Origin of the sequence: Thermoflexibacter ruber, assembly GCF_900113045.1 — a bacterium.
GTDB lineage: Bacteria > Bacteroidota > Bacteroidia > Cytophagales > Thermoflexibacteraceae > Thermoflexibacter > Thermoflexibacter ruber.
The window spans coordinates 79654-101478 of the sequence record NZ_FONY01000014.1 but is presented as its reverse complement, the minus strand read 5'-3'; the positions used below and the strand labels follow the sequence as shown (position 1 = coordinate 101478).

Annotated in this window: 8 protein-coding genes; 2 read left to right on the top strand and 6 right to left on the bottom strand. The window is 39.6% G+C overall.

Annotated features, from left to right (window positions below):
* Positions 1-111: 111 nt before the first annotated feature.
* The gene (locus tag BM141_RS09300; protein WP_091544379.1) at positions 112-9243 is read left to right on the top strand and encodes a leucine-rich repeat domain-containing protein; all 9132 of its coding nucleotides are present in this window, start codon (positions 112-114) and stop codon (positions 9241-9243) included.
* An 83-nt stretch (positions 9244-9326) separates the two neighbouring features.
* Positions 9327-10715, top strand: a complete 1389-nt coding sequence (locus BM141_RS09295) for a choice-of-anchor Q domain-containing protein (RefSeq protein WP_091544374.1) — start codon at positions 9327-9329, stop codon at positions 10713-10715.
* An 8-nt stretch (positions 10716-10723) separates the two neighbouring features.
* Here the strand turns inward: BM141_RS09295 and pyrF are convergent, their stop codons facing one another.
* The 6 genes from pyrF to BM141_RS09265 all read right to left on the bottom strand — a co-directional run bounded on the left by pyrF (position 10724) and on the right by BM141_RS09265 (position 21204).
* Positions 10724-11548 carry an orotidine-5'-phosphate decarboxylase gene (gene pyrF, locus BM141_RS09290; protein WP_091544371.1) on the bottom strand — a complete coding sequence of 275 codons (825 nt, stop codon included), beginning with the start codon at positions 11546-11548 and terminating at the stop codon, positions 10724-10726.
* Between the two features lie 49 nt (positions 11549-11597).
* Positions 11598-12053, bottom strand: a complete 456-nt coding sequence (locus BM141_RS09285) for a RidA family protein (RefSeq protein WP_091544368.1) — start codon at positions 12051-12053, stop codon at positions 11598-11600.
* 113 nt (positions 12054-12166) lie between these two features.
* Positions 12167-13516 carry a RagB/SusD family nutrient uptake outer membrane protein gene (locus BM141_RS09280; protein WP_091544364.1) on the bottom strand — a complete coding sequence of 450 codons (1350 nt, stop codon included), beginning with the start codon at positions 13514-13516 and terminating at the stop codon, positions 12167-12169.
* Between the two features lie 43 nt (positions 13517-13559).
* Complete coding sequence (locus tag BM141_RS09275) at positions 13560-16616, bottom strand: SusC/RagA family TonB-linked outer membrane protein (RefSeq protein ID WP_091544361.1); 3057 nt, start codon at positions 16614-16616, stop codon at positions 13560-13562.
* A 144-nt stretch (positions 16617-16760) separates the two neighbouring features.
* On the bottom strand, positions 16761-18209 hold the full coding sequence (locus tag BM141_RS09270) for a RagB/SusD family nutrient uptake outer membrane protein (RefSeq protein WP_091544358.1): 1449 nt from the start codon (positions 18207-18209) through the stop codon (positions 16761-16763).
* Between the two features lie 22 nt (positions 18210-18231).
* Positions 18232-21204: a SusC/RagA family TonB-linked outer membrane protein gene (locus BM141_RS09265; RefSeq protein ID WP_091544355.1), complete on the bottom strand. Its 2973-nt coding sequence runs from the start codon at positions 21202-21204 to the stop codon at positions 18232-18234.
* Between the last annotated feature and the right edge of the window lie 621 nt (positions 21205-21825).

The window sequence follows — 21825 nt, the reverse complement described above, 5'->3', positions numbered from 1 at the left end:
TTTAATTAATGCTACTGCTCTTTTGATTTCATTAAACAGAATAAAGATTCAATCTTTGAAAACTATTGAATACATAAAATCAAAACTCTTGATTTTCAATAAACTAAACCTATGAAGCGATATTTATTATTACTGACTATTTTTTCAACTTTATTTTCAATTCATCATATTGCTTATAGCCAAACTGTAGGTGATTATAGAACCATAGCCTCTGGCAACTGGTCAAATTTAACCATCTGGCAGCAATGGAATGGAAGTGCATGGGTAACGGTTGCCAACTATCCTGGGCAGGTAGCGGCTGCACCGGGAACGGTCGTAACCATTAGAAATACACACAACGTTGCACTTAATGTTAGCCCTGCGGAGCATATTATTAATTTTACCATTGAAGGAGGGGGTACACTTACTCTCTCTACTTGTCAAATCTTGCTCTATACAGGCACGCTGACCAATTCAGGAACTATCTCAGGAACAACGGGAAAAATAGCACAACTGACGGTAGGCTCTTACAGAAGTGCTGCCTCTGGCAACTGGACTGTGCCTACTAATTGGCAAAAGTTTAACGGTCTTGGTTGGGTCGCCTCGGGAGATTATCCCGGCGAAAATGCCCTTGTAGCTAACCAAAAAGTATTGATAAGAAACGGGAATAATATTACTGCTAATGCCACGCTTGACTATATCGTAGGAGAACTGATTGTCTATAATGGAGGACAAATTACCGATGGAGGTGCTGCTTGGATTACTGCCCCTCGCTTTCATAACTGCGGTATAGTAACAGAAATCATAGAGAGCAAATTACTTGTTACCAATACCAACGATGCAGATGCTGGCTCTCTGAGGCAAGCTATCTTAGATGCCAATGCGCTAGCAGGAGCAGATGTGATAGAGTTTGTTATACCAGCTGCGGGAGTACAAACTATCTCCTTACTCTCTCCTTTACCCAATATTACTGAACAAGTTACCATTGATGGTTATACCCAACCCGGTTCCTCAGCTAATACGCTGTCTATAGGAAATAATGCAATTATCAATATAGAGATTGACGGTACGAATGCAGACTATGCCTTGGCATTTGCTGCAGGAAGCAATGGCTCTATTGTAAGAGGTTTAGTAATTAATAGGTGCAACAATGGGGCTTTTGGTGCTATTACTATCAACTCAGCAGCAAGTAATGTTACCATAAGTGGCTGTTTCATAGGTACAGATGCCAGCGGTACTACTGCACAAACAAATATAGGGGTAGGTGTGCTTGTTAAAGGTAGTAATAACTTGATAGGAGGAACAGCGGTAGCAGATAGGAACGTCATATCAGGAAATAATGTGGGAGGTATTCAGATAGAAATAGGTTCAGGAAATCAGATAAAAGGCAATTATATAGGAACTAATGCCAGCGGTACAGTTTCTTTACCTAATGGAAGTGCAGGAATATATTTAGGAAATACGAGCGGAAATACCATAGGCGGAGCAGTAACAGGAGATAGAAATCTAATTTCAGGAAGCTTAAGTGCAGGAATTTTCATTTCTAATTCTGGCGGTAATACTATCTACGGGAACTACATAGGTACAAATGCTACAGGGACATCAGCAATACCAAATGAGTTTGATGGTATATATGTAGTAGGAACCTCCGTAAATAATACCATAGGGGGACTTTCAGCTGGGCAAGGAAACTTAATCTCTGGAAATAAACAACATGGTATTTGGATAGATGGAGCAGCAGCGAACAACGGCACTATACAAGGAAACTTCATAGGTACGCAAGCAGACGGCATAAGTGGGTTAAAAAATGAAATAGGAGGCATTTACATCAGCGATGCTATCAGTACGCTCATCCAACGGAATACTATTGCTCATCACGATACAGGTAATAAATTTGGGATTTCCTTAGCTAATTCCACAGAAAAGACACGTATTACTGAAAACTCTATCTTTGCTAATGGAGATGGGATTCGGTTAAGTCCTTTTACTCCTACTCCCAACGACCCTGATGACCCCGACGTAAGCCCCAATAGACTTCAAAACTACCCCGAATTTACAGGCTCTGCTGTGCCTATTACTGGCGGGCAGGTAACTATTACTTACAAAGTGCCATCTTCTCTTGCTCACTCTGCTTATCCTCTTTTCGTAGAGTTTTTCAGGGCAGATGCAGGAAGCAGACAGGGCAGGACTTATTTAGGCTTTGATGTTTATTCTTTTGCAGAAGCTAATACAGACAAAACCTTTAATTTTACACCTTCTACTGCGCTTAGTATAGGAGATAAAATTGTAGCTACGGCTACTGATGCTGACGGCAATACTTCTGAGTTCTCCGCAGAACTGACTGTTTTCCCAAGTGTAGGCATTCACCCTGACGACCTCGATGCACTCATTGCTTTGTATAATGCTACCAATGGGGCTAACTGGTTCAACAGGTCTGGATGGCTTATAGACCCCGATGTAGAAAACTGGTACGGTGTTACTACTGATGGCACTCCCCCAAGTCCCACAAGGCGAGTAAAAGAAATACGCTTAGGAAGTAATAACTTATCAGGAACGCTCCCCGCAGAGATAGGAAATATGATAGGAATAGATATATTTTGGGTAATGAATAATTCTATCAGTGGTACAATTCCAACTACTGTGGGCAACTTAGTAAACCTAAGAGATATTCGCCTCCACGATAATCCCATAAGCGGAGAAATTCCTGCAAGCATAGGGAATTTAGCAAATTTAGAAATTTTAGGCTTTGGGGATATGGAATTAGACGGGGAAATTCCCGCTACATTTGCCAATCTAAGTAGTATCCAAGAAATATATATTCAGGGAAATAATCTGATAGGAGGTATCAGTCCGACTATTTTTAATGCTACCAACTTGCCCAATCTCACCTTACTTAGGCTTTCCTTCAATCGCCTAAGTGGTATTATTCCGAATAGCTTAGGGGACTTAAACCTTTCGGAACTTAGGCTTGACAACAACTTGTTTGCTGACATGGAAGATTTTTCTTCTAAAGTATCTTTTAATCCTGCTTTATTTAACGTTTCCAATAATAAATTGGAGTTTGATGACATTAAACCCAATGTACCCAAGTTCACTTTAATGACGGCGGGAGGATACGCTCCTCAAGCTAATTTTGGTGTTCCTCAAAATTTTGCTCTTGTGAGTGGGGCTACACAAAGTTTTTCTATCAGTACACCGCAACCCACAGGAACTACCAATACTTATCAGTGGTTCAAAAATAACTCTCCCATTTCTGGAGCGACCTCACCTACTTATACTATTATTAATTATAATGCTTCTTCTGATGCAGGAACATATTTCTGCTTGGTAAGCAATAGCGATGTCCCGGGACTTGATTTACAAAGTGAAAATGTAGAAGTGGCCACTAATGTCAACGGCATATTTGAGCAAGATTATGATGCACTTGTTGCTTTTTATGATGCTACAGGCGGAGATAATTGGACAAATAAAAACAACTGGCTTACCCCAGCTCACGTAGGTACTTGGTTTGGCATTACTGTAGAAAACTTCAGAGTTACAGCGATTCGCCTGCCTAATAACAATTTGGTCGGAAATGTGGACAACACACTCAAGCCTTTAGAAGGATTGAAAGTGTTGGATTTGGGAAATAATCAAATTACAGGTATAGATTTATTTCCTGAGGAAGTCTATAGCACCGCTCCTTTAGAAGTACTGCACCTGAACAACAACTTAATCAATGATGATGTGGGCTTCTTTATATCTAATAATGTGCTTACTTTTAGTACTACTCTTAAAAGCATAGATTTAAGCCATAATCAACTCTATGGGGACTTAGCCTATGACTATTTTAGAGCTTTTACTGCAATTGAGCCTATCAACCTTCCTGACAGACGAGGTTTTAACTTGAGCAATAACGACATTACCTCTACTTATGCGGAAGTAAACAGTAAAGGAAGTTTTCCAAATAATGTGCTTGATGTAAGCAATAACTTCTTAGAATTCAATAGTATAGTTGAGCAGATAGGAAATACTTTATTTTTTACTAATAGTAGCCAATACGCTCCACAAAAGCCCATTCCACTCAATCCTAATACTATTTTTGGGGTAGTAGGGCAAAGTTTGGTATATGACAGTCGCAATTTTAATGTTAGCCGTACCTCTTGCACGGTAAACCATCAATGGTTCAAACTTCCTAACTTGACTACCCCCGTAGCCACCGACTATGTGCTTTCTTTTTCTTCTTTTGCCTTAGCAGACACAGGCAGGTACGTACTCAAAGCCACTACTGATTGCGTACCTGGCTTGACCTTAGAAACTACACTGCTCACTATTACACCTCTGCTTGATACCTTCGTAGTAGATAACAATGGAGATGTAGATGACGGCAATTATAGCATCGGAAATCTGACCCTTAGAGAAGCTATCAAGTTAGCCAATGAAAATGGAGGAGATAAAACCATTGCTTTTAATCTACCTAATACTGGGCTTGTCATCAATATCCCAAGCAATAATCCTTACCATGATATTAGTGAACCTAACATTACCATAGACGGTACTACTCAGCCCGGATACGCAGGTGTACCTTTGGTAGTCATCAATGGGCAAGGTGAATTTAATGTCTTTCAAGCCTTCCGTATTACAGGTGCGGGCAGTAAAATCTATGGTTTGGAAATCAGAAATATACAAAATTATGATGCTTTCAGAGGTACAGGTATCCTGATTGAAAATACTGCTACTAACTTTGAGATAGGGGCTATAGGAAAAGGGAATTACATACACAGCAATTTCCTTCTTGGAATTAGTGTGCAAAGTACTAATGGAGGCATTATCAGAGGAAATACTATTTCCAATAACAATGAAAATGGCATTGTTTTAAGCAGTGCAAGCAACATCATCATAGAAAGTAATAGAATAGGTACTAACTTAGCAGGAACAGCTACTTTCGGAACTCAGCAATACGGCATCAATGCTCTCACAGTAGGGAGCGGTATCCAAATAGGTTCAACGGGGAGGGGCAACATCATTGGGGGACACCAAGCTACGGGAATTTACCTTTTTAATGAATGTGATGGCGTAAACATCGTAGGAAACTTTATTGGTACAAATGCAAGCGGAGTAAGTATGCCTAACTTACAAAATGGTGTGTATGCAGATTTTGGTACAGACCAAATCTTACTCGATAACAATGTGATTAGCAGGAACGAGAATGGGGGTGTAGTTATTAATCAAGGCATTAATCACATTATTAGAAATAATAGGATAGGAACGAACCCCGCAGGCACAGCAGCAATGCCCAATAATAACTATGGTTTAGTGCTTTCAGGAGCAGGAGGTTTGATAGAAAATAATCTCATTTCTGGAAATACAGGCATCGGTTTATATATAAATGGATTCTCTGCTGTAGAACGTAGAGTTTTTGGTAATAAAATAGGAACTAATTTAGCGGGTACAGCAGGGATACCCAATACAGAAGGTATTAGAATAGATGCTACAGCCTCTAATAACAAAATAGGTGATGGAACTATTGCAGCAAGAGCAAATATTATTGGCTTCAATACTCAAAAAGGGATAGTAATAGATGGATTAGGTACAGACAATAACGAAATCAGGAGAAACTCCATTTTCTGCAATGGAACAGGCAGTGATAGAGGCATAGAAATTACTAACGGAGCAAATAATGGTATCGCTACGCTTGCATTTACCGCCGCCGTATCAGGTTACGATTGTACTACGCTCAATGCAGTAAATCTGACAGGAAACTATCCTCCTCCTGTTGATGGGCAGAGTTTTGATATTTACAGAATTGATGATAACTGTGCCGTTTCTAATCAAGGTAAAACCTATGTTGGTTCTTTTACCCCAACTTTCAGTGGAATGTTTCCTTATACTTGGAACGCTATCGTACCCCTTAGTACCTTCCAATTCAATAACACCAATAAAGGTAGAGGGATTTTTGTTTTACATTCTCACGACCCCTTGGGTAACGGTTCCCAATTCTCCGACACAGTCATTATTTTCAACAAGCCAACTGTTCTTTCTGTTATAGATGAGAGCTACCCCACTTGCGACAATTTTTTTCAAAAAATTACTATCACCCTTTCTCCTGACTCTCCTGATGGTAGCTATTACATCGATTTCGGCAATATTGCTTACAACGATATACCCAATGCCATTGCTGTAAACAATAAAATTATACTCTCGGGTTTGCTACCGCCTATGGCTCCTCCTTTTGATTTTCAAGGCATTGGTGCTTATTTTAACGCCAATAGATTCTGGGGGTGTATTCCTAATACCTTTCCTACTGCCGTTACTCCTTATATAGGTTCTCCCTTAGCACCGCCTTTCATTGTTTCTGCTTCTGCTACCGACCCTACACGTTGCGAACCTCCTGATGGTACATTAGTTTTGCAAATGGAAAACGTACAAGAGGGGCAGTTTTATTTTGTAGATATAAATGAAGACGGACAACCTGACTTTGAGGCAGTCCAAGCACGCAACAATGTATTGACCATTCCAAATATTGCAGGAGGTACTATCATTACAGGTATTAGAGTTACCCAGCCATTATTAAACTGCTTTAGCAATACACTCGATTTTGAATACATTTATCCTGAACTGCCTCTACCCAACAATGAACTCCTCGTCTATCCCGAATTAGATGGAATTGAAAGCGGGCAGCGAACTAATATTATTGTAGAAGAAGTAGAAGGAGGAGTTACTTACCAACTGCAAAGAACGGATAATGACTTGCTCATAGGCAATCCCGTGGAAGGGCAAGCAGGTGAAACCATAGAACTGCCAACAGAACTGCTCAGCGAAACGATTACTTACCAAATCGTAGCTAAAAATAAAACCACAGGCTGTTTTACTATTTTGGAAAATCGCGCTACAGTAGTAGTTGATGACAAGTGTATTACAGACGATGACTTAGTAGTCTTGGCGGACATCTATCGCGGGCTAAATGGACAAAACTGGTTCATCACTTGGGATTTAGAAGACGAAAATTGTAACTACTTTGGAGTAGAGGTAAATGGGGATAGGGTCGTAGGTTTGAGCTTGGCAAACAATGGACTATTCGGTAATATTCCCCCAAGTATCCTAAGACTGAACAGATTAAGACGTATCAATTTGAGTGATAACTTCCTCACCTTTGACAAATTAGAACCTTTTGTAGGCAGATTGCCTAACTTTACTTATGCCCCTCAAAATGAAATCTATACTGCCGAAAATGTCAAAGCAAATCAAGGAACTACAGTACGCTTTACCTCGCTTACAGGAGGTAGCCGTAACCGCTATCAGTGGTATAAAAATGATATTCCCTTAGAAAATGGAACAAACATCGAGGGAGCAGAGGAGGCTATTTTAATCCTTAGAAATGTGAGTATAGCAGATGAGGGAGAATATTACTGCTTAGTAGAAAACGACCTTGTACCCGACCTCACTTTGAAACGTGCAGATATTAGACTTTCCATCGTTCCTGAACTCCGAGAAATAGACATCGCCGCCCTGCTTGCCCTTTACAATGCTTTAGGCGGAGAGGACAAATGGAAATGCAAGTGGAACAGAAGCATTCCTGTAAGCGAATGGTGTGGATTGATATTCGAGAACGGCAATCTTACACAAATTAGCCTGCCTAACAACGGATTAGAAGGTGAAATTCCTGACATCTTCAGCGCAGAAATTTTTGAGGACATCACCTACCTTAATCTTTCTAACAACAAACTGTTTGGAAAACTTCCTGCTTCTTTGAGGTTATTGAAAAAACTTACTTATTTAGATTTGAGCCAAAATCAGTTCGAGGGAGAAGTTCCAGCATGGATAGGAGATTTTCCCGATTTGGTAACGCTTTGGCTTTCTTATAACTTCTTTACCAAACTGCCTCCTGAAATTGGCAACTTAAATAAACTTCGTAATCTGTTCCTAAATAGCAATCTTTTTGAGGAAATTCCAGAAAATATCGAGGACTTGGTGAACTTAGAAATACTCAATTTAGGAGATAATCTTTTATTTGAACTTCCTGAGAGCATCGTCTTTTTTATCAAACTCAAATACTTAGATATTTCTAATAATTTCTTAGAAAAACTCCCAGACGGCATAAGTCGCTTAGAAGACTTAGAAAGATTTTATGCCTACGCCAACTATATAGACGAACTACCCGAAGACCTTAAAGACTTAGAAAATCTGCAAGTTTTTGCCATAGATTTCAATGAATTAGATTTTGGTGATTTGGAAGACTTAGTAGAATTTTACAAACAAAATCTTCCTAAGTTAGATTTTGTCTATGCCCCCCAAGCACCTATAGGGGAAAATCAAGAATTAAATGTTGCTTTGGGTACGCCTTTTGAACTCAAAGTCATTACAGGAGGGAAAGAAAACCAATACCAATGGTTTAAAAATGGCTCTCCAGTCTCTGGAGCTAACCAAGCTACTTTCTCCAAAATGCGTGCTGTTAGGGAAGATGCAGGGGTATATGTGCTGGTAATTACCAACAAAAAAGCACCAGCCTTGACCTTGCGAAGTGGAGAATTTGTTATAAGAACAGATTGTGAGCAGGTCAGTGCTATTCCAGAGATAGAAGTAAGAGGGCAGACTATCTACTGCAATGATGAGCCTATCAATACAATTTTAGTTGCTCCTGACTTCACAGGCGTACAACGTTATCGCTGGTTACTCAATAATGTGCCAATTGCCAATGCCATTAACGACCGCATTACTGTCAGAGAAACAGGCAGTTATGCAGTCCAGTTGATTACCCAAGAGAATTGTGTCATTACTTCCAAACCTGTAACTATTGGTCGCTTTACTGCCCCACAAGTCAGTATAGTAGCCAATCAAGATGTACTTACCGCTCAGACCTCTGCCCAAAATGTACGTAATTATGAATGGTTTTACAACAATAATGTGATTCCGAATGCTACCAGTGGGCAGTTTATAGCCACAGAGTCAGGGGTTTACTATGTTAGGATTACCGATGATAACGGTTGCCGTAGTTTTTCTGCACTTTACAATCACCGTTTGGTGAGTACAGAAGAAGAACTCCTCAATCAAACGCTTAAAATCTATCCCAATCCGACAAGTGCCATTGTTACCATAGAAAGCACCAAAGAAAAAATTAAAGAGATAAAGCTTTATGAAATGGGAGGTAAATACCTAAAAATCCATATAGAAAACTATCAAAACCAAAAGTTTGGCTTAGATTTGTCTGCCTTGCCTGTTGGGGTGTATTTAGCAGAAATCCAAACAGAAAAAGGTTCAGTTTGGAGAAAAATAGTCAAGGAATAAAAAAACTGACGGTAAAGATTAAATACTTATGCTTTGCCGTCGGTTTTTATTTATTTTAGCATCTACTCAAATATTCTAAATTTATGCAATTCATAAAAATTATACTTTCTTCCCTTAGTATTTTGCTCTTATTCTATGCTTTCTCCTGTACTCCCGCCAATGAAATCTTAAATATGTCAAGCAGTTCACGTCTTTCTTTTTCGCGTGATACAGTACTTTTTGATACAGTTTTTACTGCCCAACCCACCTTTACAAGGCGGTTAGTTTTGTATAATAGAAATAAAAATGCTCTGAATATTAGTGAAATGAGCATTGCTGGTGGGCAAAACTCACCCTACTCCATTACGGTATTTGGAGAAACTAAAACCACATTTCAGAATATTCGCATTTTGGGTAATGACAGTCTGCTCGTATTGCTTAATGCCAGCATCAATCCCAAACAACAAGATTTGCCTTTCATCGTAAGAGATTCCATTTTGTTCAATGTAAATGGGAATAAGCAAGAAATCAAGATAATAGGTTGGGGACAGGACGCTCATTACCTCAGAAATCAGCGTATTCGCCAAAATGCTGTTTGGTCTGGGAAAAAACCTTATATCATTTCAGGCATCTTGCAAGTGGACTCTTTGGTCAATCTGACTATTGAGCAAGGAGTAACTGTTTACATGGACATTAATGCCGCAATATTCGTCAAAGGTAGCCTGACTATCAATGGCAAAGTTCTTGACAAGGTCAATTTTAGGGGAGTACGTTTAGACAGAAGATATGAAAACATAGCTGGACAGTGGGACGCTATTTATTTTGATGTAGGTAGTAAAAATAATAAAATTAACTACGCGCATATTCGTAACGGCAATGTAGGGCTACGCATAGGTGCCCCACCAGATAAAGATACTATTCCTGAGCTGGTTGTAGAAAATACAATCATAGAAAACATGAGGTTTCGTGGGCTAATCTCTTTTAGTTCAGATGTTTACATGACAAATACCTTGATAAATAATTGCACGCAGAATACAGTAGCCTGTTTAGCAGGCGGAGATTATACTTTCCTACACTGTACCTTTGCCAACACTGAAACCCGCTTTTTTACCGATGAGCCTGCGGTGTACATTGCTAATTTTTATCGATTACCCGATGAGAGCGTACTAAAATCTCCCCTCTCTCTCACTATGATAAACTGCATAGTTTGGGGAGATAGAGCCAATGATTTTCAAGTAAATAGTGCCTCTGACGTGCCAGCTCAGTGGTTGGTCAAGAACTCCTTACTCAAAACTACTGACAATCAATTCAATAACAATAACAATATTCTCAATCAACGACCTCGCTTCAAAAGTGCTTTTCGCTCAAATTTCCAGTTGGACTCTCTCAGCCCCGCCATAGACAAAGGTCTTCCTATCGGCATTATAACGGATTTGGAGGGAATAGTCCGAGATAGCAAACCTGATTTAGGAGCGTATGAACGAAAGAAATAGGACTGATGTTAAACTTTTTCTTGCAAATATTTTTTCATTTCCTCAGCAATAGCCAGAGCGGTTTGTTGGGCTTTTTGAGCGAAATCTTTGTCGGAAGAAGCATAGATAATCCCTCTTGAAGAATTGACTAATAAACCACACTCTTTATTCATTCCTAAGCGAGAAATGGTTTGCAAATCCCCTCCTTGCGCTCCATATCCTGGCACCAATAAAAAATGCCTTGGAACTATCTCCCTAATTTTTTGAAAAAGTTGAGGATGAGTAGCCCCTACTACGTACATCATTTGCTCATCGCTACCCCATAATTGACTTGTTTCTAAGACTTTTTCAAATAAACACTCAGCATACTTACCTCCATTTAGTGTAAGCATTTGGAAATCACTACTCCCTTTGTTAGAAGTTAATGCTAAGAGAATCACCCACTTATTAGGATAAGTTAAGAAAGGAGCGACAGAATCCTCTCCCATGTACGGGGCAACCGTAATGCTATCAAAATTCATCTTCTCAAAAAAAGCCTTTGCATACAAAGCAGAAGTATTGCCAATATCACCGCGTTTGGCATCGGCAATCGTAAAGACAGAGGAAGGAATATACGCCAAAGTTTTTTCTAAGCTCTCCCAACCTCTCGCTCCTAAACTTTCGTAAAAAGCTGTATTGAGCTTGTAGGCAACGCAATAATCTATGGTCGCATCGATGATTTGACGATTGAAGGCAAAAATGGGGTCTTGCTCTTTATGCAGATAAGAAGGAATTTTCTGAATATCTGTATCTAAACCCACGCAAAGGTAGGATTGCTTTTGGGTGATTTGTTGAAAAAGCTCTGCCTTAGTCATAACGTACAATTACAAAATATGGTATTTTTAAAAAGTTTAAATAGACTGCTTATTTTTTTATTACTGCGATTACTTCTATCTCTACCAAAATATCAGGGTGGTATAGTGCCTGAACACCAAGTAGGGTATTAGCAGGTGGCTGAGTAGGAGAAAGATATTGACTACGTACTTCCCTAAGTGTTGTAAGATTTTCAGGTTGATAATTAACAATATAAGTAGTCATTTTTACTACGTCTGCAAAGTCTGCCCCTACTGCTTTGAGAGCGACCTTGATATTTTCATATACTTGCTGAGTCTGCATTTTTAAGTCCCCTTTGCCTATAACTTCTCCCTGTGAATTAGTAGGCACCTGTCCTGCAATATATACCGTTTTCCCTCCCTCTGCTGTTACTACATGGGTATAACCTCTGGGAGTTACTAAACCAGAAGGGTTAATAAATTGCTTTTTCTGAGCAAAAGCAGAAAAGCTACAAAGTAAAAATAGTACTACTAAATATTTGTTCATTGTATGCGTTGTTGAATGATGACTTCGTTAAGTAGCAGTCAATAACTATAAAAATAGGGAGTTTCTTATTTGAAAACAAGAAACTCCCTATTTTTTGCTATACTTTTACCTAATTAGTATCCAGGATTCTGCACAAGGCTCTTATTAGTATCTATTTCTCTTTGAGGAATAGGGAAAACAAGACGCTCAGAGTTCCAATTGAAAGTGGCATTTACTGCGGTTCTGGTTCGTTTCAAATCCCACACTTGCTGTCCCTCAAAAGCTAACTCTAACTTTCTTTCTCTCAAAATCGCTGCCAAAGTAAGGTTATTTAATGGTGGCAAACCTGCTCTTTGTCTAACTAAATTGATGTCAGCTTGCGGAGTAGCTCCTACCTGAGAATTTAATCGGAAATTGCATTCTGCACGAGTCAGGTACATTTCTGTAACCCTTAAGACTGACACATCACCATACAAATCCCTATATTTAGAGGTGAAAGTGTTTACCCCTGTACGATAGAAGAAATTAGCACGAATATCTCCCTGCTCGTACAAAGCCAAGTGCTTGGCTTGGATACGTACGTCGCCACGTCCTTGGAAGGCAGAGGAGGCATAAAATGTATTCATATTGTTTACCCCGTCTTGGTCAGTAATCGCAATACGGAATATGTGTTCTCTGGCATAATCGCCTGCGCTTTCATTGAATACATCGGCAAAATTTCTCGCCATAGCAAATCTTCCCGAAGCAATTACTCTGTTGGCAGCATCGCGAGCCTCTGCGTACCTTCCTTGCATCAAATATACTCTGGAAAGCATAGCCGCCGCTGCAAACCTGTTGGCAAAAATTCCATTTGTCAATGGCATTAATGATTCTGCCTTAGTCAAATCATTGATAATTTGTGTATATACCTCTGCTACACTATTTCTGGACTTGAAATCGGCTTCTGTAATTACTCTGGTAGGAGAAAGCACCAAAGGCACGCCGGGATTAGAGCTATTGTTGCCGTCGTCCCAAGTTTTAGCATAGAGCTTCACCAATTCAAAGTACAAAGAACCACGAATGAAAAGTGCCTCTCCCTCTACCCTACTTCTATCTGCCTGATTTACTTTGTCCAAAGATGCCAATACATTATTAACTATATTGATAGTTCTATACGCATTGAGCCACACTCCACTTACGGTAACATTGGTAGTAGTAAGTGCTTTTCTATAAAGTTCGTCCATATTAGTAAAAGTACCCCCAAAGACAAACTCCCTGTCATCACCTAAGAAATCACCAGCGTATAAAATAGCCCCTGCGTATAAGTTTCCATTGGAAAGACCATCATAAGCCCCTGTTAATGTAACCTTTACAGCTTGGTCATTGTCCAAAGCAGTAGTTTCAGAGATGCTTTGAGTAGGCTCTACGTTCAATCTTTCACCGCAAGCAAACGAAAGCAATGCTATTGCAATGAAGAAAATACTTGTTTTTATATTTTTTATCATAGATTTAATCATTTTAAAAATTACGTAAATGAAACTTTGAATTTTAGAAACCGATGTTTACGCCAAAAGTAATCGTACGAGGCTGAGGGGCAGAGTAGAAATCATAGCCCTGAGCGATGTTAGTTACTATGTCGTCAGCATTTACTTCTGGGTCCCAACCTTTGTACTTAGTAAAGGTCAATAAGTTTTGCCCTATGACAAAGACACGAGCCGAGTTCATTTTTACCTTGCTCAAAATGTTTCTTGGAATATTGTACGATAAAGTAACGTTTCTCAAACGCACAAAGCTACCGTCATAGATGAAGCGGCTGGAAGGTTGCGCCCCATTGTTAAAGAATAAACGCGCTTCTGGAATATCAGTATTGCGGTTTTGAGGTGTCCAAGAGTTCAACTGGTCAGCAGTTTGGTTATCTTCAAAGCGTCCATTGGCTGAAGAGAAGCGACCTGCCCCATAGAAGTTGATTTTCTGACCTAATTGGGCATTAAAGAATACGCTCAGTTCTATGCCTTTGTAGCTAAAAGTATTAGTAACACCACCAGTCCACTTAGGCAGAGGGCTTCCAATGACTACGCGTTGTGCCTCATTGTATCTATTGGTAGTAGTGCGGTCAAGAGAGCCATCGGGCAGAGGAGTATTTTTATACCAAAGTGCATCTCCGTTTTCAGGGTTCACGCCTGCATACTCCACCGTAAAGAAAGTAGCAATAGGCTGCCCTTCTACAGCGCGGCTCATATTATTCAGACCGCCCTCGATGATTTGTCCATTCAAGTTAGTAATTTTATTGATGTTACGAGCAAGGTTCAAACTTGTTTTCCATTTAAAATCTCCTACTAAGTTATCAGAGTTTAGCACAAACTCAAAACCTTTGTTTTCCATTGCTCCTACGTTTCTTACCTGCGTAGCGAAACCTGTAGTTCCCGGAACGTTCACATTGAGCAACAAGCCCGTCGTATTTTTTTGGTAATAGTCAATCTCACCTGTCAATCTATCGCCTAAAATACCAAAATCTAAACCTACGTCCCACTGGTTAGTAGTTTCCCAGCTTAAGTTTGGATTTCCTAACTGAGTAGGTGCTTGTCCGGGATTACCAGCATAAGGTGCGCCAGCAAAAAGACCAAGTTGCGGGAAGTTGCCAATTTCTGCATTTCCTGTGCGTCCATAGCTTGCTCTTAGCTTTAAGAAACTTACTACTTTATTGTCTTTCAAGAAACTTTCCTCTGTAATAATCCAACCCATAGAGGCAGCTGGGAAGAAACCGTATTGACTGTCTCTACCGAAACGGCTTGAGCCATCTACACGACCGCTCAACCCAACTAAGTATCTATCTTTAAATTTGTAGTTTGCACGCAAAAAGTAAGAAAGGAAGCGGAAATTAGTTTCTGAGGAACTTCCATCGGTTTTACGAGCAGAACTTGCTATCATTCTGTAAGCATCTGAAGGGAAATCGCGACCTTCTATGAAATTAAACTTAGATTGAGATTGCTGATAAGACATACCCCCTACCAAGTTCAAGCCATGCTCTCCAAAGATTTGGTCAAAAGTAAAAAAGTTGTTAGTATTGTAGTTCTCTACTCTTGTAAAAAAGTTCTGTCCTAAACCAAGTGGAGCCCCAAAATTTCGTTGAGTTTTGCTGTTATAATAGAGTTCTTCTTGTTGGTTCAAAATATCTACACCAAATTCAGAACGGAAAGAAAGCCCTTTCACAATATCTAACTGACCAAAAAGCGTACTGATATTTCTGTGTACTGTCGTATTGTAATAAGCATTACCAATATTTATCAGAGGGTTATAATATACTGGCAAGCTAATGTCTCCTGGAGGAGTTCCCGTAGGCAAGTTGGTTGTAGGGTCTATACTTGGCGTAATAGAAGGAATGGCTACCATTTGCATAGGATTGTCAAACTGACGGTCGCCAGAAATACGCTTGTTCAGAGTGCGTGTTAAGCCCATGTTCATACCCAACTTGAAGCGGTCAGACACCTTATGCTCTAAATTCATACGTCCAGCAATACGCTCTAAATTATTGCCAATCAAGATACCTGCTTGGTCTAAATACTGCCCTGATACATAAAAAGAGGTTCTTTCATTACCTCCATTAAAGTTCAAATCGTATTGTTTCAAGGGCGCATCTTGGAAAGCCAAATTTCCCCAATCAGTATCAGTATTTTGCCCAAGACTATTAAATTCTATAAAGTCTTGCATATAAGCAGTATAGGAGTCTGGGTCATTGGTAGGGATACCATCAATGCGGTCTGAGTTGGCTGCCGCTTTCAAGAAGTAATCTTTGTACTCTGCAGCGTTTAGGAAACGAACTTTGCGTGTAGGTTTACTAAAACCGTATTGGGCCCCAAAGTTGATGTTAGTCCTTCCTGCTTTTCCTCTTTTGGTTGTAACCAACACCACACCATTAGCGGCACGAGAACCGAAAATGGCGGCAGCTGAGGCATCTTTTAGTACTTCTATAGACTCTATGTCTTGAGGGTTGATGTCTGCCAAAGGGTTAGTAGCCCCACCAAAAGAACCCAAGTCTTGAGTAGTTACAGGAATCCCATCAATGACGTACAAAGGCTCGTTAGAGGCAGAAACTGAGGACTGACCGCGCACGCGAATCTGTATTCCTTGCCCTAACTTACCCCCACCTGCATTGACTACTACCCCTGCTGCCTTTCCTTGCAGGGCATTGTCAAAGGTAGGCAAAGGCATATCTTTGATGTCTGAACCGCCTACTTTGGCGATGTTACCTGTTACTTCTCTCTTTATCTGCTGTCCATAACCTGTAACGATAACTTCGCTCAACTGTCTTGTGTCAGGGGCAAGCGAAATGTCTATCGTGCTTCTACTCCCAATTTCTACTTCTTGGGATACAAACCCCACAAAAGAAAATACCAAAGTAGTTACATTAGTAGGCACGCTTAGCCTATACTTGCCCTCTACATCAGTAACTACCCCAACGTTTGTGCCTTTGGCAACTACGTTTACCCCCGGAAGCGGGGACTTGTCTTCACCAGAAATCACTGTCCCTGAAACAGTTCGCTCTTGTGCAAACAAACAATGAATAAGGAATAAACTAAATATTCCTGATAGTAAGAGTTTCCTCATTGCTCAAAATAGTTTAAAAATTAGATGTTTAAATAAAAAAATTGAAATAAGCTATCCACTCCCCACCCATATAAAAAATTATAAAATATGGATAGGTGGTGGACAGCAATAGTTTTACTCTAAAATCATTGACAATTCATTTTATTAGTAGCCTGCATTTTGCGTCATATTAGGATTAGCATTCAACTCTGGAGTCGGTATAGGCCAAGTCCACTTATTACTGTTAGAAGCTAAACTACATTGAGTTGCTGGTGGACGACAGTTTTGACGATTAATAGTACGCGTAGTACGTTTCAAATCAAACCAACGATGTCCTTCCAAAAATAATTCGCGACGACGTTCATTAGCAATAGCCTGTGTCAGAGCTGCACCTGATTCAGTACCAGGCATAAAGTTAGCAATACGTGCCGCTCTTAAAGTATTCAAATCTTGCAAAGCTCCTGTTTGGTCGCCAGAACGCTGACGAGCCTCTGCACGAATAAGGAACATTTCTCCTGTACGTAACACTTTAAAATCTACCACCCCGTCGCGATTATTCCCTTTTCCTAAATATTTGATAGGAATAAAGCGGTTTGCAGGCCGGGGAGCGCGAGTACTAAATCCAGAAGCCATGTAAGAATTAAAACGTACATCATTAGTTTGGTCATACAAAGCTACCATATCTGGAGAAGCATCAAAGGAAGCACGGTCATTGCCCGCAGGAGAATATACCTCTAAGGCAGGACCTCCTTCGCCAGGATTAAAACGAATTGCCCACGCTACTTCTGCCGCATTATCATCTCTCCATATACCGGGAAATTGCGCTCTCGTAGCCAAAGGTAAAGCATTGATTACGTTAGTAGCAAAACGAATAGCATCTGCATCTTGACCAGCATACAAGGAAATACGCGCCAGCATAGCATTCACCGCCGTAACATCTATATTGACCCTACGAGCCGCTGTATTGATAGCCCTATCCACATCACCTAATAGACGCAGAGCTTCATTCAAATCAGCAAAAATACGGTCATAAACTTCTTTTACCGTTGCACGAGAAGGGCGTAAGTTGGGGTTTTGGCTGGAAACAGTAGTCATAATAGGTACACCTGCTTCATTTGAGTTGCGTTCATAGTTGTTAGCAAACCACTTTAACAAGTCAAAATGCAACCAAGCACGCAAAGCCAATGCCTGTCCTTTGATTCTATTAGCGGTCTTTTGATTAGCAGGAGTAGTCAAAGCATCTATACCATTGATAACTACGTTGGTGGCGTTAATAACTGCATACAAACCTAACCAACCGCCTTCTACTGCCCCATTGTCTGCGGCATATACCCAGTCAACCATACCGCGCGTGCCTTGTGGTAGATTTTCTGGCGATTCGCTTAGGTTATCGCTCATCATGTCTGGAATCACGGATTGATTTCTTCCATAGGTATTTACACTACGCAACTGAGCATAGGCACCGTTTAGTCCTGCTTCATAGTTTTCTATGGTCTTAAATGCATTAGAAGCATCTAAAATATGTGTGGGATTGACTTCATCAACAAGTTTGGCACAGGAAGTAATTGTAAAAGCAAAAGAAAGTGCCAAAGTATATTTTATTATTTGTTTCATCGTATTCAAAATTTAAAAAGGGTTAAAAGCTAAGATTGACACCAAAAGTTACAGTACGAAGTGCAGGATATTGCGCACCAGTCAAGACTCCTCCTGTGATTTCAGGGTCAAAGCCTTGAAATTCTGTAATAGTAAACACATTTTGTCCTTGAACAAACAGGCGTAATCCTGAAATTTTAGCTTTACTCAATAACTGAGAAGGGAAATTATAAGCAAGTATGATATTACGTAAACGCCAGAAATCTCCTTTTTCTAAGAACCGGGTAGTACCTCTTTGCATTTCTTGAGTAGGGCGGGGAATATCGGTAATATCTCCGGGTTTTTGCCATTCTCTTAACAAGGCACGCGAAATATTGTCTGCAAAATAAGTAGGGTCTTCTACGTTTGTACGGTCATTGTTATATACCTTGTTGCCCAATACATAATTCCATAGAAAATTCAATTCAAAACCTTTGAAAGTGAAGGTATTAGTAATACCTCCGAAATAAGGTGCATCTCTTACTCCAAAAATTTTGCGATCATTAGGGCTGTAGTTTTCTGTAATTTCTCCATTTATATTGCTATACAAAGAATTACCATTTTGAGGATTTACTCCTACATATTCTACTAAGAAGTTACTATTGACAGGGTGTCCTACTTTATTAATGATAGTGCCACTAATAATTTGTTGTTCACCTGCTAAATCAGTGATTTTATTACGGTTAAGAGTAAAGTTAAGGTTTGTACTCCATTTGAAATCTCCAGCTTTGATATTCACGGTATTCAAAGAAATTTCTATACCTCTATTACGCATTTTCCCTGCATTTCTGTTTTGGTTGGTAAAGCCCGTAGTACGAGAAAGCTGAACAGGCAAGAACATATTGGTAGTTTCATTGTTGTAAAACTCTATACCACCACTCAAGCGGTCATTAAACAAACCAAACTCTATCCCCGCATTAAACATATTTTTCTGCTCCCAGCCCAAATCAGGATTTGCCAACTGTACTAAGGTTAAACCAGCTACGCCATCATAAACTGCTGCCGCAGAGAACAACTCACGCGAAGCAAAATCGCCGATACCAAAAGAACCAAAGGCACTTGTAAATCCTGCTTGGCTACCAACTGTTCCGTAGCTTGCTTTTAGTTTCAACAATGATAATGTTTTTTTATCTACATTGGCAAGGAACGCCTCATCTGAGATAACCCAGCTACCACCCAAAGACCAGAAGTTACCCCAACGCTTATCTGCCCCAAAGCGAGAAGAACCATCACGGCGAACGGAAGCACTGATAAAATAACGGTCTTTAAAACCATAATTGGCGGACAAGAAATAAGAAACCAAAGCACTTTCAGAAGCATTACCGCGTACTACAGGAATAAAGTTATTGGTAGGGCTACCTTGGGTAATGCCTGCTTCATTTTCTAAATTACCTGTCAAGCCAAAACCTGTAAAACCAAAGGTAGCAAAGCGATTACGAACTACTTCTTGGAATAGTCCTACATTCAAATTATGGTCGCCAAAGGTTTTGCTATAGTTCACAGAGGTCGTTCCCGTCCAACGCGTATTGCGGAAGAAGTTACGGTTCAAAGAGCCGTTACGACGGTTAGCGGCAGATTGACCTACCACAGAACGACGGCTAAAAAAAGTAGTACTTTCTTGATTCTCATAGTCCACGCCCCAAGTAGTACGCACCGAAACCTCTTTTAAGAAAGGTAAGGTATATTCTATAAATACATTTCCTACGCCTTTAAACTCATTTGTGCCTCGTGAAGTTTCTAACATCTCTTGCACAGGATTTGGCTGTCCAGAAAGGAATTGGCTATAAGCACCAGTAGCGGTAAATGGTTTTTCATAAGGATTTGCCCAGCGAATGGCATTCAAAGGAGAAGCAATCCCTGCGTTAGCTTCGGTAGTATTTTTATATTTTGAGTAACCGCCTGTTGCATTTAATCCAAAACGCAAATTATTCGAATTATGCTCAAGGTTCATACGCCCTGTGTAGCGGTCTAAGCCTGTAAATTTTACCGTACCTGTTTGTTGGAATAGGTTAGCAGAAACGTAAAATACTGTTTTTTCATTTCCGCCCGAAGCATTGATTTGATGCTGATGAGTACGCCCTACATCAAATAATTCTTTCTGCCAATCAGTTTGAATAGTACGCAGTTCAGCAATCTGTGCAGGACTTAAATTCTCTAATTCAGTACCCCCTTGACGCAATTCATAGTCTATTTTCTCATTGGTATTCATCAGTTCCAATCTGTTTGGAGGGAAAAATGACATACCGTATTGCCCGCTATACTCTATTTTGGCATTGCCTGCTTTTCCTCTGCGTGTAGTAATAACAATAACACCATTAGAACCGCGAGAACCATAAATGGAGGTAGCTGCCGCATCTTTGAGTACGTTCACTGACTCAAAGTCTGCGGGGTTGAGCGTAGCGAAGTTTTGTGCAGAAATCTGAACACCATCTACTACATACAAAGGCTCGTTAGTACCATTGATAGAACCAATACCGCGAATACGCACTGCTGCAGGGGCGCCGGGTTGCCCAGAGTTGGCTTGCACCAATAGACCGGGAGCTTGCCCTTGAAGCATTTGGTCAAATGAACCCAAAGGAACGGCACGTATTACCTCTGCTTTTACAATCGCCGCAGAACCCGCTAAGGCTTTCTTTTCTTGTTGTCCATAGCCAGTAACTATCACCTCTTGCAAGGTTTTAGTATCTGGTTCTAAGGCAATATCGACGGTAGTTCTATTACCAATGGCAACTTCTTGGGATACAAAACCTACAAAAGAGAATACCAAAGTAGTAGCATTAGCAGGCACGCTTAGCCTGTACTTACCTTCTACATCAGTAATTACCCCTGTATTTGTACCTTTAACTACTACATTCACCCCAACCAAAGGGGACTTGTCCTCACCAGAAGTAACTGTCCCTGAAACAGTTCGCTCTTGTGCAAACAAACAATGAATAAGGAATAAACTAAATATTCCCGTGAGTAAGAGTCTCCTCATTTTTAGAATAAATTAAAATTAATAAAATAAAATTAAGTAAGAGTTAAAATATTAAGCTAAAATGATACAAGTAACAGTTAAGATTTGGAAAATCTATTAATGTGTTAAGAATAATAGTTTATAGTTTAAAGCAGAAAATTTTGGTTTGAATTGCTATCTAAGCTAAAATTTAAAATTATCTAATGAATCAAATTTTAAAAAGGCTTAGGTTTATTACTCAATATGTAGAAATTAAGAACAACAAGGTTACATTAAGTAAAATTACATCTCATAAGCTATCAGTTTTAGTTAATGAATTTAGTTAAGTTTTTTTAACTAAATCGCAAATTATAGTTTTTTCTCCCAAAATTCAAAATAACTTAATGTTAAGTTTCTTTTTATTTAAAAAGTAATGAACATTTTTAAGCATAAAACATTGATTACCAATTTTTTGTTTATATGTTAAATTTTTATGTCTTGAGAAATAAATTAGGTTAAAAAATTAATGCGTAAGCCCGTATGCAAGAGAAATTAAGGAAATTTTTACCATAGTAGTAAGAGGTATAATCAAAGAAAAAATATAATTTTGCAAGCAACAAAATTATCCTTAGCTCTATTATTTCTTCATTTTTAAAAGTTATA